16 protein-coding genes are annotated in these 14795 nt (G+C 69.4%); 6 read left to right on the forward strand and 10 right to left on the reverse strand.

Annotation, left to right across the window (positions count from 1 at the left end):
• The first annotated feature begins 196 nt into the window (after positions 1-196).
• Together IEY36_RS26545 and IEY36_RS26550 are read left to right on the forward strand one after the other, a co-directional pair.
• Positions 197-1108 (forward strand): alpha/beta fold hydrolase, encoded by a 912-nt coding sequence (locus IEY36_RS26545; protein ID WP_188972648.1) that lies wholly within the window; start codon positions 197-199, stop codon positions 1106-1108.
• On the forward strand, positions 1105-1764 hold the full coding sequence (locus IEY36_RS26550; protein ID WP_188972650.1) for a YdcF family protein: 660 nt from the start codon (positions 1105-1107) through the stop codon (positions 1762-1764). Before IEY36_RS26545 ends, IEY36_RS26550 begins: the two co-directional genes overlap by 4 nt.
• Positions 1765-1833: 69 nt before the next feature.
• On the opposite strand, the gene IEY36_RS26555 is transcribed toward IEY36_RS26550, so the two are convergent.
• The 3 genes from IEY36_RS26555 to IEY36_RS26565 form a co-directional block, all read right to left on the reverse strand.
• On the reverse strand, positions 1834-2682 hold the full coding sequence (locus IEY36_RS26555) for a Hint domain-containing protein (RefSeq protein ID WP_188972652.1): 849 nt from the start codon (positions 2680-2682) through the stop codon (positions 1834-1836).
• A gap of 122 nt (positions 2683-2804) precedes the next feature.
• Positions 2805-3974 (reverse strand): M20 aminoacylase family protein, encoded by a 1170-nt coding sequence (locus tag IEY36_RS26560; protein WP_188972654.1) that lies wholly within the window; start codon positions 3972-3974, stop codon positions 2805-2807.
• A 128-nt stretch (positions 3975-4102) separates the two neighbouring features.
• Positions 4103-5407, reverse strand: a complete 1305-nt coding sequence (locus IEY36_RS26565; protein ID WP_188972656.1) for an NAD(P)/FAD-dependent oxidoreductase — start codon at positions 5405-5407, stop codon at positions 4103-4105.
• A gap of 59 nt (positions 5408-5466) precedes the next feature.
• On the opposite strand from IEY36_RS26565, the gene IEY36_RS26570 reads away from it, so the two are divergent.
• Positions 5467-6255: a glycosyltransferase family 2 protein gene (locus tag IEY36_RS26570; protein ID WP_229681595.1), complete on the forward strand. Its 789-nt coding sequence runs from the start codon at positions 5467-5469 to the stop codon at positions 6253-6255.
• Entirely contained in the window at positions 6239-6625 is a 387-nt protein-coding gene (locus IEY36_RS26575; RefSeq protein ID WP_188972659.1) for a hypothetical protein, read from the forward strand. The genes IEY36_RS26570 and IEY36_RS26575 overlap by 17 nt, the downstream gene beginning before the upstream one ends.
• Before the next feature lie 40 nt (positions 6626-6665).
• On the opposite strand, the gene IEY36_RS26580 is transcribed toward IEY36_RS26575, so the two are convergent.
• Together IEY36_RS26580 and IEY36_RS26585 are read right to left on the reverse strand one after the other, a co-directional pair.
• Entirely contained in the window at positions 6666-8678 is a 2013-nt protein-coding gene (locus IEY36_RS26580) for a TRAP transporter permease (protein ID WP_229681596.1), read from the reverse strand.
• A 77-nt stretch (positions 8679-8755) separates the two neighbouring features.
• Entirely contained in the window at positions 8756-9730 is a 975-nt protein-coding gene (locus IEY36_RS26585) for a TAXI family TRAP transporter solute-binding subunit (RefSeq protein ID WP_188972661.1), read from the reverse strand.
• 143 nt (positions 9731-9873) lie between these two features.
• Here IEY36_RS26585 and IEY36_RS26590 point away from each other — a divergent pair, with 143 nt between their 5' ends.
• Both IEY36_RS26590 and IEY36_RS26595 read left to right on the forward strand, forming a co-directional pair.
• Positions 9874-10572 (forward strand): CBS domain-containing protein, encoded by a 699-nt coding sequence (locus tag IEY36_RS26590; RefSeq protein ID WP_229681597.1) that lies wholly within the window; start codon positions 9874-9876, stop codon positions 10570-10572.
• Between the two features lie 102 nt (positions 10573-10674).
• Positions 10675-11607, forward strand: coding sequence for a transglutaminase family protein (locus IEY36_RS26595; RefSeq protein WP_188972663.1), 933 nt, complete (start codon positions 10675-10677; stop codon positions 11605-11607).
• A gap of 368 nt (positions 11608-11975) precedes the next feature.
• On the opposite strand, the gene IEY36_RS26600 is transcribed toward IEY36_RS26595, so the two are convergent.
• The 5 genes from IEY36_RS26600 to IEY36_RS26620 form a co-directional block, all read right to left on the reverse strand.
• Positions 11976-12560, reverse strand: coding sequence for a nitrile hydratase subunit alpha (locus tag IEY36_RS26600; RefSeq protein WP_188972665.1), 585 nt, complete (start codon positions 12558-12560; stop codon positions 11976-11978).
• 2 nt (positions 12561-12562) lie between these two features.
• Positions 12563-12886 carry an SH3-like domain-containing protein gene (locus IEY36_RS31170; protein WP_188972667.1) on the reverse strand — a complete coding sequence of 108 codons (324 nt, stop codon included), beginning with the start codon at positions 12884-12886 and terminating at the stop codon, positions 12563-12565.
• Positions 12883-13176, reverse strand: a complete 294-nt coding sequence (locus tag IEY36_RS31175; RefSeq protein ID WP_188972669.1) for an SH3-like domain-containing protein — start codon at positions 13174-13176, stop codon at positions 12883-12885. The genes IEY36_RS31170 and IEY36_RS31175 overlap by 4 nt, the downstream gene beginning before the upstream one ends.
• Before the next feature lie 67 nt (positions 13177-13243).
• Complete coding sequence (locus IEY36_RS26615; RefSeq protein ID WP_188972671.1) at positions 13244-14149, reverse strand: SH3 domain-containing protein; 906 nt, start codon at positions 14147-14149, stop codon at positions 13244-13246.
• A 45-nt stretch (positions 14150-14194) separates the two neighbouring features.
• Positions 14195-14569, reverse strand: a complete 375-nt coding sequence (locus tag IEY36_RS26620; RefSeq protein WP_188972673.1) for a DsrE family protein — start codon at positions 14567-14569, stop codon at positions 14195-14197.
• Positions 14570-14795 lie beyond the last annotated feature (226 nt).

The raw sequence follows: 14795 nt of genomic DNA on the forward strand, positions 1-14795 counted from the left end.
ATCGACGTTGCTTCGCAACGCCGACGGGGCCGGAACCCCCTCCTTTTCCTGTCGATTGGCGCCGGCCGCGGCTGTCAGTTCCCAAAAAGCAAAAGACGGTGGGGGATTCGGGGGAGGTGTTCCTCCCCCGACTTTCTTCCGTCGCGGCTTGCTGGCTGCCCTCGCCCTGTCCGCCTGCGCCCCGGCCCGCACCCCCATGGGCCCGACCATCGTCACCCCGATGCTCGCGCCCGACGCCCTGGTCATGGCCGATGGCGTGCGCCTGCCGGTCTATGCTTGGCTGCCGCCCAGCCCGCCCCGCGCCATCGTCATTGGCCTGCATGGCATGAATGAGCACGCCCGCTCCTTCGCCGAGGACGCCGCCGGCTGGTTCACCAACCGGGGTGTCGGCCTCTATGCCTATGACCAGCGCGGCTTCGGCGGGACGCCCGATCGCGGCATCTGGGCCGGGCACCAGACCCTCGCCGCCGACGCCGCCGAGGCCGCCCGGCTGATCCGCGCACGCCACCCTGGCGTGCCGGTGGTCATGATGGGCGAAAGCATGGGCGGCGCGGTCCTGCTGGTCGCCGGCGCCTCGGCCAGCCCGCCGCCGGTCGATGGCTATGTGCTGCTCGCCCCGGCGGTGGTGACGCGGGCGAGCCTCGGCTGGTTCGCCAGCGGGCTGCTCGACGTGATGGTCACGCTGGTGCCGATCTGGGGCTTCTACAATTCCGCGCCGGGCTTCCAGCCGACCAACAACGTGGCGGCCTGGCATCGCTGGTCGCGCGACCCGCTGCTGCTCCGCACCACGCGCGTCGATGCGCTGGCCGGGCTGGTCGACCTGATGGATGCGGCGGTGGCGGCAGCGCCACGTTTCCACGCCCGCGCGCTGTTCCTGTATGGCGGCAAGGACCGGCTGGTGCCGCCGGAGCCGACCCGCGCGCTGCTCGCCGCACTGCCCGACCCGGCGCATCAATGGGTCGGCTTCTACCCGGATGGCTACCACATGCTGCTGCGCGACACGCAGGGGGAGACGGTGGCACGCGACATCGCCGCCTGGGTGATGGACCAGAACGCGCCTCTTCCCTCGGGCGCCGAGGCCGCGGCCCGCCGCTGGTTGGCGGCGTGAGCGGACGCGAGGGATCCTTCATCGGCCGCGACGGCGCGATCACGCTGGTGGCGGCGATGGCCGTGGCGGTGCTGACGGCGGGGCTCGCGCCGGCCGTCGCGACGGCCGCGGTCGTGCGCCGCGCCTGGCGCGCCCCGGTGCTGCCCGACACGGCGCCGCGGCGCATCCTGGTGCTCGGCCATCGCCTGGAGGCTGGCGCGCCTTCGGCGGCATTCGAACAACGGCTGGCGCGGGCGGCCATGCTGGCGCACCGGTTCCCGCAGGCGAGGGTCGTGCTGCTCGGCGGCCGCGGCGCGCCAGGCCTGCCGAGCGAAGCCGAGGTGGGCCGGGACCGGCTGCTGGCCCATGGCCTCGACCCCGCGCGCATCATGCTGGAGACCGAATCGCGCCATACGCTCGAAAACCTGCACAATCACCGCGCCCTGCATGGCACCGCGGGACCCGAGGCGCTGATCACCAGCCGCTTCCATCTGTACCGCGTCCAATTGATGGCCAGCGGGCTCGGCCTGGCGCCGATGCTCGTCGCGGCGGAGGATCGGTTGCGCGTCGAGCCCGTGCGGTTGCTCGCGGAGGGATTCCGCGTGCATTGGTATGTCACCGGCCGGCTGCTGGCGCGCGCGCTGCGGCGGCGGGCGTGGCTGGCGCGGATCACATGACGCGCAATTGCCGCCGGCACCGCTCCGATGGTCGCGCGCCCATCCTGAACGAGGGGCGCCGGACCGCCTTCAGGCCGCCTGGCGACGTTGCGACAAGGCGGCGAGGCGCCTGTGGATCCCGGCGAGGCGAGGCCCGTCGCGCAGGATCGGCAGGCACGCGACGCCCGCTTGCCCGGGCGGCGACAGGGCGCCACTCGCCATCACCGTGACGCCGGCATTGTCGAACAGATGGCGGTTGCCGGCCTCGCGATAGCTCTCCGACCAGGCGCCATCGGACAGCAGCAGCCCGTGGCGTTCGAGTTCGAGATGATAGTAGGTCACCCGGCGGCGGGTCGGTTCGCGACGGATCGTTTCGCCATTCACCAGCAGATGGGCTGGGATCAACACGCCGTCCACGAGCAGCGCATGTTCGGGGCTGACCCCCAGGTCCCGCACGGGCATGCCCTGGCCCAGCGCGCCGGCCTCGATGATGATCGGTGCGCCAGACGCGCCCGACGCGGCGCCCGCCTCCATGCGCCCGACCCAGACCAGCGGCTTGAAAGAGACCTGGCCGCCATGCCGGGCCAACACCAGGTCGCCGGCGCGCAGCGTCTCGACCGGCACCTCCCCATACTCGGTCGCGATCAACGTGCCGGCGAGGAAGCAGACGAAATCGGTCCCGGTGATCTCAGGATAGGCGCCGCCGTCGCCGTAGCTCGTATCGGTGAAAAGGTAGTTCGTGCCGTCCAGCGTGCCGACGATGTCCCCGTTCTCATTGGTCCCGACATAGGTGAAGGTCACGCTCCAGTCCGGGATGGTGAAGGTCTCACCCACGCTCAAGGGCGTGTCGAATGCAGTCCCGACATCGAAATTGACGGTCCGGATAATCTCGCCGTTGGAGTCCAGCTCGTATAGGACGTTGAAAACTTCAGTGGCCATCGAACTGACATCTCCGGTGCTCGCGCTTCGAGCATGAATCGCAACCATAGATTGCCACAACGCGATGAAATGCGTAGCCCACGGCGATCGATGTCAATCACATGTGTAGTCGATAACGGCCGTCAGCCCCCAAGTTGCTGCTCCACCAGCCGCACGAAGCAGCTCGCGCCGATCGGCAGCAATTCGTCGTTGAAGTCGTAGCGGCCATTGTGGACCGGCACATTGCCGTGCTCGGGCGTTTTCTGGCCGAGCAGCATGAAGGCGCCGGGGGCCTTCTCCAGGTAGTAGGCGAAGTCCTCCCCGGCGGTGAGCGAGGGCAGGTCGGTCTTGATCAGCTCCTCGCCCACCACCTCGCGCGCCGCCGCCTCGAAGGCGGAGGCTTCCTCGGCGGTATTGATGGTCGGGGGGTAGGAGCGCTTGTAGTCGAGCGTGACCTCGACGCCGTGGGCGGCGGCGATGCCGTGGACGGTCTGGTGGAACAGCTCGTCCATCTTCAGGCGAACCGAGGGCAGCAGGGTGCGGATGGTGCCACGCATCTCGACCGTCTCGGGGATGACGATCTGCGAGGTGCCGGCATGGAACTGGCCGATCGAGAGCACGACGGTGTCGTGCGGGTTCATGCGGCGGCTCACCAGATTCTGCAGCGCGGTGTAGAGCTGCACGGCGCAGGGCAGCGGGTCGAGCCCCATATGCGGCGCCGCGGCGTGGCTGCTGCGGCCCTTCAGCGTGATGGTGAAATAGTCCACCGCCGCCAGCACCGTGCCGGGGCGGATGGCAGCCGTGCCCAGGGGCAGGTCGAAGGCATTGTGGATGCCGTAGACGGCATCGCAGGGGTATTTCTCGAACAGCCCGTCGCGCAGCATCTCGGCCGCACCGGTCAGGCCTTCCTCGGCCGGCTGGAAGATCAGGTGGACGGTCCCGGAGAAGTTGCGCGTCTCGGCCAGATAGCGCGCGGCACCGAGCAGCATCGTGGTGTGCCCGTCATGGCCGCAGGCATGCATGCGGTTCTCATAGGTGCTGCGATGCTCGAACTCGTTCAGCTCGGGCATCGGCAGCGCGTCCATGTCGGCACGCAGGCCGATACTGCGATTGCCCGGCCGGCCGCGGATCACGCCGACCACGCCAGTCTTGCCGAAGCCCCGCTCCACCTCGATGCCCCAGGATTGCAGCTTCTCGGCGACGATGGCGCTGGTGCGCACCTCCTCGAAGCCGATCTCGGGATGGGCGTGGAAGTCGCGCCGCCAAGCGGTCATCTCGGGATGAAACGCGGCGATTCGATCGATCACGGCCATGGGGCGGCTCTCCGGATGCGTGGGCGACGGCGGTCCCGGTGGTGGTGGCATCGGTGAGGGCGGCCCGTCTGGTCAGGACGCCCATCCTGGGGAGAGGTGGTGGTCTCAGCAAGATGCGGCGGCGGCTCTCACCCCACCCGCACCAGCCCTTCCGGCCGCAGCCGGTAGCCGAAGCGCTGCGCCAGCGACAGCCCATGATACGCCGCCTTGAAGGCCAGCACCGGCAGCTGCCGGTTCGCGTTCGCATGCACATCGCCGGCGAGCAGGCTGACCAACCCCTCGCGCATGCGGAAGCGGTTGCTCGGGTTCATGAACATGTCCCGCAGCACCGGGTTGTTGATCCGGTAGATCAGCCAGGACAGCGACCCGATCGCCCTCTTCACCTTGCGTTCGAAAGCACGCGCCATGGGCGCCGCGCGCGCCGGGTCGTCGAGCCAGGTATCGGCGACCTCGGCCCCCATCTCCGCGCTCGCCATCGCCAGCAGCACGCCGGAGGAGAACACCGGGTCGAGGAAGGCATAGGCATCGCCGGCCATCAGCCATCCTTCCCCCTGCATCACCGAGGAGGCATAGGAGTAGTTGCCGGTGGTGGTGACCTCGGTGAGCAGTTCCGCGCCATTAATGCGCCGGGCGACCGAGGGAACGGCGCGCAGTGTGTCGAGGAAGAAGTCCCGCACTTCGCCGCGCCGGCGCTTGAAGAAATCCGGGTTGGAGACGACGCCGACGCTCATCACGCCCTCGGGAAGCGGGATCATCCAGAACCAGCCATGGTCGAACAGATGGATGGTGATGTTGCCGTCCTCGGCCTCGCCGAAGGGGGCCACGCCGCGGAAATGGCCGTAGATGGCCGCGGTGTTGTTGCGCATGTTGCGCGCCTTGCTGCCGAAGGTGCCGGCCAGCACGGTGTCGCGCCCCGAGGCGTCGATCACGAAGCGCGGCCGGAAAATCTCGGTGCTGCCATCCGCCGCCCGCGCGGTGACGCTGTGTCCGGCGCGGGCATCGAGCGCCACCTCCATCACCCGCACGCCCTCGCGCGCATCGGCGCCGGATTCGCGTGCCCGGGCGAACAGCACCGCGTCGAACTCGCTGCGCCGGACCTGGTAGGCGTAGGTGTAGTCCTGGTTCAGCCCGGCGGCGAAGGAGAAGGCGGTATGCCGCCCGTGCTCATCGGAGACGAAGCGCGCGCCGGGCTTGTGTACGCCGATCGCCGCCATGCGCTCGGCCACGCCGAGCCGTTCGAACAGGCGCAGATTGAGCGGCAGCAGGCTCTCACCAATGTGGAAGCGCGGGTGATGCTCCTTTTCGAGCAGCACCACATGCCGACCCTTCTCCGCCAACAGCGTCGCCGCGGTGGTGCCGGCCGGCCCACCGCCGATGACGAGCACTTCACACGCCGTCCCATTCTGTCCGATAGCGGAAGTATCGAGCGGCATGCCCTTGGGTCCCAAAGCTGTCCAGCGATAGAATGGTTTCCCATTTCACCCGGTTTCCCGTGACAGACGCAACCACCCCGCCGACCGCAGCCCTGGTTGCCGTCATCCCCGCCTATCAAGAAGCCGCGACCATCGCCGCGGTGGTCACGCGGCTGCGGGACGCCATGCCGGGGTTGGCGGTGCTGGTGGTCGATGACGGGTCGACCGATGGCACGGCCGCGATCGCCGCCGCCGCCGGGGCGGAGGTGCTGGGGGGCGGCGCGAACCAGGGCAAGGGCGCGGCGCTGCGTCTGGGCATGCGCGCGGCACTCGCGCGCGGGGCGCGCTTCGTCGCGACGCTGGATGGCGACGGCCAGCACCGGCCGGAGGACCTGCCCCGCCTGGTCGCGCTCGCCGCGCCCGATGTCATCGTCATCGGGTCGCGACGCCGCGCGGTCGGGCAGCCGGCGGCGCGGCGGCGGGCCAATCGGGTGGCGGATTTCTGGATTTCCTGGGCGGCGCGGCATCCGGTCTCGGACAGCCAGTCGGGTTTTCGCCTCTATCCGGCGGCGGCCCTGGCCGACCTGGCGCGTTACGAAGGCCGCGCCCGGCGCTTTTCCTTCGAAAGCGAGATCCTGATCGACGCCGCCCGCCAGGGCATCACGACCGTGGCGGCGGATATCCCGGCGCTGTATGGCGCGACGCTGCGCCGGCCGAGTCATTTCCGACCTGTTGCGGACATCGCCCGCATCGTCATCATGGTGGCCGGCAAGCTGCTGGCGCGCGGCATGGACCCGGTGGGGTTGTGGCGCAGCCTCGCCGCCGCGCCGCCGCGAAAACAGGAGAAGCCCGATGCTCCAACGTCGTGAGATTCTGCCGGTGATCATCGCCGCCGGCGTCAGCCTCGGCCTCGGCGCCTGCCGCCAGGACACGGTGTATCAGAGCACCGGCGGGCAGTTCCCCGGCACCGGCACGATGGAACAGCGCGAGGCGCTGATCCGCCGCGCCGCGTCGGCCGAAGCCGGTTGGTCGATCCAGCCCGTGCGGCAGGGCGTGCTGCGCGCGACCAACAGCTGGAACACCCACCAGATGACGGTGGACATCACCTTCGACATCCGCAGCTTCACCATCAGCTACGTCGACAGCGTGGACCTGGACTATGACGGGACGCGCATCCACACGGCGTATAACGGCAAGGTTCGGGCACTGGAGACGGCGATCCTGCGCGGTGGAGCGTAGCGGTTGAGGCGACAGGCCGGCGGGGCGCCGCCCCTCGACGTTACGCCGTCGCCCCCCGCGGCCGTTGCAGCACCAGCAGCCCGACCGCGAGCGCCACGCCGATCCAATGCGGATAGGGCAGCAGATCCCCGGCGAAATGCTCGATGAGAGCCGGGAAGATCATCAGCAGTCCGGCCACCGCCAATGCCGCGCGTTCCCATCCTGCCATCATTCGCCGCCCGTAGCCCTGCGCCGCCGCTGCCAGTGCGGCGAGCCCGCCGGCCGCCAGCGCTGTCTGCCAGACCACGTCGATCCAACCCATGCTCGGCGTGAAGTTCAGCAGCAGGCCGACGCCTTCCGGGTCGGTGACGAAGACGAAGGGCAGCAGGAAGGCGGGCAGCGTGTATTTCCACGCCTGCAGCGTCGTGCGGTACGGGCCGGCACCGGTGATCGCCGCCGCTGCGAAGGGCGACAGCGCGGTGGGCGGGGAGACTTCCGACAGCACCGCGTAATAGAAGACGAACATATGCGCCGCGTAGTCCGGCACGCCGAGCTTCATCAGCGCGGGTGCCGCGACCACCGCGCAGATGATGTAGGACGCGGTGACCGGCACGGCGAGGCCGATTACCCAGACGATCAGCGCGGTGTAGAGCGCCGTGACGACGATCGACCCGCCCGCCGCCTGGATGGCGATGTCGCTGAACTTCAGCCCCAGCCCGGTCAGCGTGATGATGCCGACGATGATGCCCGCGCTGGCGCAGGTCGCGGCGATGCCGACGGCCTGGATGGCGCCCGAGGCCAGCGTTTCGATCAGCTTGCGCGGCCACAGCGCGTTCTCGGGCCGGATGAAGGACAGCACCACCGCGACGATCATCGCGTAGAGCACGGACAGCGTGGCGGAATACCCCCACACCATGAAGACGATGATCGCGATGAGTGACGAGAAGTGGAAACCGTATTTGCGCAGCAGCGCGGGGATCGGTTCGACCACCATGCCGTCGACGACGTCGATGCCGCCATTCTCGGCACGGATGCGCTTCTGGTCGAGTTCGACCATGAACAGCAGCGAGGCGTAGTAGAGGATGGTCGGGATCACCGCCATCTTCAGCACATCAAGGTAGCCGATCTTCAGGTATTCGGCGATCAGGAAGGCCGCCGCGCCGAGCACCGGCGGCGAGATGATCGCGCCCAGCCCACCGGCGGCGAGCAGCCCGCCCGCATCGTCGGCCCGATAGCCGACCTTCTTCATCATCGGCCAGGCGACGGTCCCCAGCGTGACGGTCGTCGCCACACCCGAGCCCGATGGTCCACCAAGCAGGAAGGAGGAGAGCACCACCGTGCGCCCCGCGCTCGCCGCCTTTCCGCCCGTCGCGGCGAAGGAGAAGTCGACGAAGAACTTCCCCGCCCCGCTGTTCTGCAGGATGGCGCCATAGATGGTGAACAGGATGATCAGCGTGGCCGAGACATCGACCGCGGTGCCGAAGATACCCTCCAGCGTGATGGTCAGGTGCGGGATCAGCCGGTCGCTGTCATAGCCCTGGTGCTGCCAGGGCGCCGGCAGGTGATTGCCGAAGAACCCGTAGAGCAGGAACATGATGGCGACGACCGGCATCACCGGCCCGGTAGTGCGCCGGGCGGCTTCGAGCACCAGCGCGATCAGCATCCAGCCGACAACGATGTCCATCGGCTCGGGGAAGATGTAGCGGTCCTGCAGGTCGTCGCCGCCGGCGATCAGGTAGTAGATGCAATAGACCGCGGCCACGGCGAGCGCGACATCCCACGGCATCAGCTTGTTGCGGAAGCGCCGCAGCACCGGGAACAGCACGAAGCCCAGCACCAGCGCGAAGCCGACATGGACATAGCGCAGCGTCGTGGTCGGCACGATGTCCCACGCAGCCCACAGGTGGAACAGCGACATAGCCAGCGCGAGCATCGTCGCGCCGTATCCGAGCCAGCCGGAGAAGCGGTTCTGTGCGCCCTCCTCCTCCTCGATCAGTTCCTCGATGCGCGCGGCGGTGGCGTCGTCGAGGCCGTCAGTCACGGCCTCGGGTGGCAGATGGTGGGTATTGGTCACGGGGGCAGCTCCGCCAGGGCGTCATCAAGATCACGGGCGGGAGCACGCCCGAAGGAACGCTCCCGCGTGTTTAATGCTCAGAGGGTCGCGCCGTGGCCCTTCCAGAACGCCTCGGCCGCCGGGTGCCAGGGGATGCCGGCGGCCGCGGTCTTCTGGCCTTCCAGCTTGAAGTCGCGCGCCGCGGAATGGACGCGCGCCCAGTCTTCTCGGCTCGACCAGGTGACGTTGAGGATCTGCGTCACCAGCGCGGCGGGCATGTCCTCGCGCACCGCCATGATGTTGCCGACCGACATTTGCTTGTTCGGCGTGGTCTGGCCCGGATAGGTGCCGGCCGGGATGACTTCCGGGAAATAGACTGGGCCGTATTTCTCGACGATTCGCGGAATGTACTCGTCATGGTCGATCAGCACGATCTGCACGCCCGGCGTGGCACCAAGGTCGGTGATCGCGCTGGTCGGCACGCCGGAGACGAAGAAATACGCGTCGAGCTTGCCGTCCTTGATCGCATTGGTGCTCTCGGCCGGAGAGAGGCGTTCGCGCGCGCGGAAGTCCTTGTCCCTGTCGAGGCCGGCGGCTTCGATCAGGCGGAAGGCCATCACCTCGGTCGCCGAACCCGGCGCGCCGGTCGATATTCGCTTGCCCTTGAGGTCGGCCATGCTGTGGATGCCGGTGGAGGCCACCGTCACCACCTGCATGCGGTTGGTGTAGAGCACCGCGATGGCGCGCGCCGGCACGGCCCGGCCGCGGAACCGGTCACGCCCCTGCAGCGCATCGACCGCCGCATCCACCTGGGTAATGGCGATGCCAACGCGATTGGCACCGAGCAGCTGCATGTTGGCGACCGAGCCGCCGGTCACCTCGACGGTGGCGCTCATGCCCGGAATGCCTCGCGAGAGGTAGTTCGCGAGCGCGCCGCCGAGCGGGTAGTAAACGCCGCCGGTAGTGCCGGTGGCGATGGCGAGCTGCTGGGCGCCCTGCGCCCGCGCGAGGCCCGGCATGGCCAGCGTACCGACAGCGGCGGCCATCATGTTTCGACGGGTTGTCCCGGACATCTATTTCCCTCCATGTTCTTGGACCGAAGCGGCTTGTTAACGGCGAACGGCACATGCGTTAAGCCAGTGCCGTTGATCTGGCGCAAGGTGCCGGGCCATTCGCCGCGGCATTCTGCCGCAACCGTCCCCTGGAGGAACAAGCCATGACTGGCCCCACCGCCCGCGATCTGATGACCCCCGATGTCGTAACCGTACCGCCGGAAACCCCGGTGATGGCCATGGCGCGCCTGCTGTCCGATCGTGGGATTTCTGCCGTCCCTGTGGTCGACCCGGCCGGCGTCGTGCTCGGCATCGTCACCGAGGCCGACCTGATCCGTCGCCTCGCGGGTGAGGAGGACAAGCCCTCCTCCTGGTTCGGCGCGCTGTTCTCCGACCCTGCCGCCCAGGCCGAGCGCTTCGCCCGCACCCATGGCGTGACCGCGAAGGACCTGATGACCGAGAAGGTCGTCTCGGTGACGCCCGACACCACCGCGGCCCACATCGCCCACATGATGGAGGAGCAGAAGATCCGCCGCGTCGTGGTGCAGGACGGCGACAAGCTTTGCGGCATCGTCAGCCGCGCCGACCTGCTGCGCGCCCTGGTGGCGCCGCCGCATCAGGAGGTGGAACTGTCCGATGAGCGTATCCGCCGCGCGGTGATGGCCTCGATGAAGAACCAGCCCTGGACCGACACCTTCTACACGATGGTCGAGGTCAAGGAGGGCAAGGTCACCTTTCACGGCTTCCGCCGTTCGGACGCGGTGCAGAAGGCGTTGCGCGTGCTCGCCGAGAACATCCCCGGCGTGAAGTCCGTGGAAGACGACACCCAGCCGATGCCGATCTTCATCTACGGCGCCGCCTGAGGCGCCACTGGCCGAGGTGTGACAGCGAGGTCAGACATTCTGCGCTAGGATGCTGTGCGGCCGGGGCGACCCGGCCGCAGCGCTTCCCGGGGAATTCGCCGCATGGCCCGCGTTCGTATCCGTCACCTCACGCGTTATGAGTATCGCAACCCGGTCGGGCTGACGCAGCACCGGCTGATGGTGCGCCCGCGCGACAGTCACGACCTGCGCCTGCACGACGCGACCTTGTCGATCTCCCCGCAGCCGGTCACCACACGCTGGGCGCATGACGTCTTCGGCAATTCGGTCTGCCTGATGGATTGGGCGCCGGACGAGCTTACCGACCATCTCGAGATCATCTCGAAGCTCGACCTCACCCACTATCCGGCCGGGCCGGAATTGCCCTTGGCGACGCTGGATCCGGGGGTCGAGGTCTTCCCCTTCTCCTACGGCGCGGAGGAAGCACCGGACCTCGCCCGGCTGCGCGAACGCCACCTGCCCGACCCGAAGCGCCAGGTGGATGCCTGGGCGCGGCGCTTCCTCGCGCAGGGCGAGCCCACCCACACCTTGCTGATGCTCGAAGCGATGACACGCGCGATCCGCGACGAATTCGCCTACGAAGCGCGCGATGCCGAGGGCACCAACAGCCCCATCGTGACGCTGGAGACCGGGCGCGGCGCCTGCCGCGACTTCACCCTGCTGATGATGGAGGCGGTGCGCAGCCTCGGCCTCGCGGCGCGCTTCGTCACCGGCTACCTCTATGAGGATAACGGCCAGGGCGCGGTCGGCGGCGGCGCCACCCACGCCTGGTGCGCGATCTACGTCCCCGGCGCGGGATGGGTGGAATACGACCCGACCAACGGGCTGGTCGCCGGCGAGAACCTGATCCGCGTCGGCGCGACCCGCACGCCGGAACAGGCAGTGCCCGTGGGCGGCGGCTTCTTCGGCGAGGCCGACGACTTCCTGGGGCTCACCGTCGACGTCACGGTGCAGGTCGGCGACGACCCGCCGGAGGAGATCGCCGACGAGGCGGAGGATGCGCCGTCGGCGGCGTGACACTCAGAGAGGGGCTTTGCCCCTCTCCGAACCTCACCCCACCAAATGACAGTGTCATTTGGAAAGCCGCTTCTTGGCGCCGGGCGGAACAGGCCGGCTGCCTCGACGAAGCGCGCGCCGGAGCGTGATGACCGCAGGTGCGAGCGCACCGAAGGTCTGAATCACGCGATCAGACAATGGGAGAGAGTGGGATTGGTGAACGAAAGAGAACCAATCACGCTCTATGCGCCGGAGCGGGTCTCGGCGCTGATCCTGGGCGCGGCGCGCACAATGCCAGCAGATGGCGTTCCAAAAGTCACTGCCCGATGGGCGTTGCTGTGGGTCCCCCCGGCAGGATGGCTCGGAAGGGCGGCGCCCCTCCGGCCTTCTCAGCCAGCGACCGGCACTGCGACGCCGACCATCGCATCGCGCGTCACCAGCCCGGCAAGCCGCGCCTCGTCCCAGCCTTCCGTCCCGGCCGGGCGCATCGGCAGCACCATCCAGCGGTAATCGGCGGTGCTGTCCACCACGCGGACCTCGACGCTGTCGGGCAGGTTCAGCCCCCATTCCGCCAGCACCTGGCGTGGTTCGCGCACGGCGCGCGACCGGTAGGCGAAGGATTTGTACCAATTGGGCGGATAGCCCAGCACCGCGCGCGGATAACAGGAACACAGCGTGCAGACGACGAGGTGGTGCCGCCCCGGCGTGTTCTCGAGCACGCCAAGCGGCGGCGCGCCGGCCATCGAGACACCCATCTGCTCGGCCGCGGCCTTGCCATCGGACAGCAGCAGGGCGCGATAGGCCGGGTCGGTCCAGGCCTTGGCGACCATGCGCGCGCCGGTCTCGGGGCTGGCCTTGTCGGTGCTCGCCTGGCGGGCGGCGACCTCAGCCTCGGTGACGATTCCCTTGGCTTCGAGCGCGGCCATCAGCCGGTCGAGCAAGGCGATGCTCTCGGGACGCGGGGGCGCGGCCATAGTCAGGCTTCCTCCAGCCAATGTTCAAAGACTTCCACCATCACGGTGTCGCCGGGTTTGCCTTCGTGCCAGAGCGGCTCCTGCGCGAACAGCACATGGTACAGCGGGCGCTTCGCCGCCGGCCGCGCGAAGGCGAGGTCCTCGGGGTTGGCGAAGGCGCCCAGCGTTCGCACCACCGTGCCGGTGCGGCCACGGATATAATGCGGCGTGCGGATATGGCAGGGGCCGCGGCGTTCCGGCCAGTCATCCTTCACGCGCACCGTGGCGCCGGCAGCGAAGCGGGGCGCGTTGCCACCGGCGGTGGCGCGATCATCCGGCGCGCTCACGGCAGCAACTCCCTGTCCACCTGCCCCTTCTCCACCATCAGCAGGGTGATGGAGCGCAGCCAGCGTTCGTAATAGCCGAGGGCGAAATACTCGCTCTCCGGGATGCTCTCGATGCCGCGGCGGAGTTCATCCACCGTCATCAGCCCCTTCTGCGCCAGGATCTGGCGCAGGGCATCGACCTTCTTGCCGAAGGCGTCGGGCGGGACCTCGTCATGCTCCACCGGTGTGCAGTGGAAGCGCGCGGCGCCGCCGAGGTCGTGGATCGCGGGGATGGGCGTGTCGTCTGGCATGGCGGAAGGCTAGAACGTGATCGGCGCGGATGGAAGCGATCACGCGGTCCCGTCGCCCGGCGCCGCGCTACTTTACTTCCTCATCCGCCAGCACACCCCAAACCTCGCTGCGCCGGATATAGCCGCGATAATCGCCGGCCTGCGCCTCGCACCACGGGTTGCGCGCCTCGCATTGGCGCAGCCGCACCACCACGCCCGGGCGCAGCCGCGCGACCGGGGCGGCGTCATCCTCCGGCCGGCGACGCAGCGACGTCTCGGTGCCGGGCGCGCCGCGCACGATGGCGCTGCGCCGGCCCATCAGCGTGGATTGATGAACCCAGCCCTCGGTGCCTTCCGGGTCGCGGATGCGGCGCCACAACTCGAATTCGCGGGTGATCTCCACCGGCAATTCGCGCCGCTGGAAGGTCCATTCGATCGGAAACCGGGTGCCTGGCCCGGTGCGCAGATTGACCTCATCCGACCGCAGCGCGGCGAAGCGCGGCAGGGCCAGGCCGGTCACGGTGCCGACCGAAGGCTGCGGTTCGGGCGCCGGCGCAGTGGGCGCCGGGTCGGCCGGTCGGGCCGTGGCGGCACCAGCGGCGGCGCCGGCAGCGGCACCGGCGGCCGCGCGGCCCCGATTCGTCGCGGATGGCTGGCTCGGCGGCCGCACCGCCTGGGTGGCCGGAGGAGTGCGGGGGCGGGCATTGGGCCGGTTCGGCGGGCGCACCACCGGGGTGGCCTGTTCGGTCGGCGGGCGCGTCGTGCGTTGCGGGCGCGGTTGCGTCGATGCCGGGGGCGTGGCCGCGCTGGCGGCGGGCGGGCGCCGAGGAGCGGCCGGCGCGGTGGGGGCCGTCGGTGCCGTCGGCGCGGCGGGCGCACCGCGGGGCTGCGGCGGCGGCAGGCTGCCGGCTCCGCCGAGGGAGGATTGCGCGGCGGCGGGCAGGGAAGCCAGCAGGGCGAGCGCAACGAATCCGGGGCGTAAAAAGGCCGTCATGCCCCCCTCTGTCCCCCGCCTGCCGTCACCGGGTCAAGCGCCACGCTAAAGCGTGACGATCTGCCCCTCGCCCACCGCCTCCAGGAAGGTGGCGATCCCGGCGATCTCGACCCCCGGGGCCAGCGGGAGGCCGACCAACCCCTCGGCCTTCAGCCCGGCCTCGCAGGCGATGCGCCGCACGCCGAGTTCCACACAGGCGTCGAGCAGCGTGGCTATCCCGGCAACGCCGCGCGCCATGACCGCCGCCTCGCGCGGGTCGGCGAGCAGGGGCGATGGGTCGGCCAGCAACAGGCAGCCCTGGTTGGTGGCGAAGATCGTCACCTCCCGGCCCAGCGCGGCGGCGCCGGCGGCGACAACCAGGGCGTAGTGGCCCCGCGCATGGCCACCGGATTCGAGCAGGATGCCGAGGCGGCGGGTCATGGGCGGCACGGCGAGGTTGGGGCGACGGTTGTCTCGGAGAGGGGCCCTGCCCCTCTCCGGACCTCACCCCGCCAAAGGCCTAAGGGCCTCTGGACACCTCGAGTTGGTGTCGCGCCCGGATGACCGGACCAAGGCGGCATGGCCGCGTAGGCCACAGGGCCCGGGAATGTACCGGGCGCCGGGCGCGGCGCGCGTCCTACCTTCATGAACCGCTCCCCGTGCCCAA

Origin of the sequence: Neoroseomonas lacus (genome assembly GCF_014644535.1) — a bacterium.
GTDB lineage: Bacteria > Pseudomonadota > Alphaproteobacteria > Acetobacterales > Acetobacteraceae > Neoroseomonas > Neoroseomonas lacus.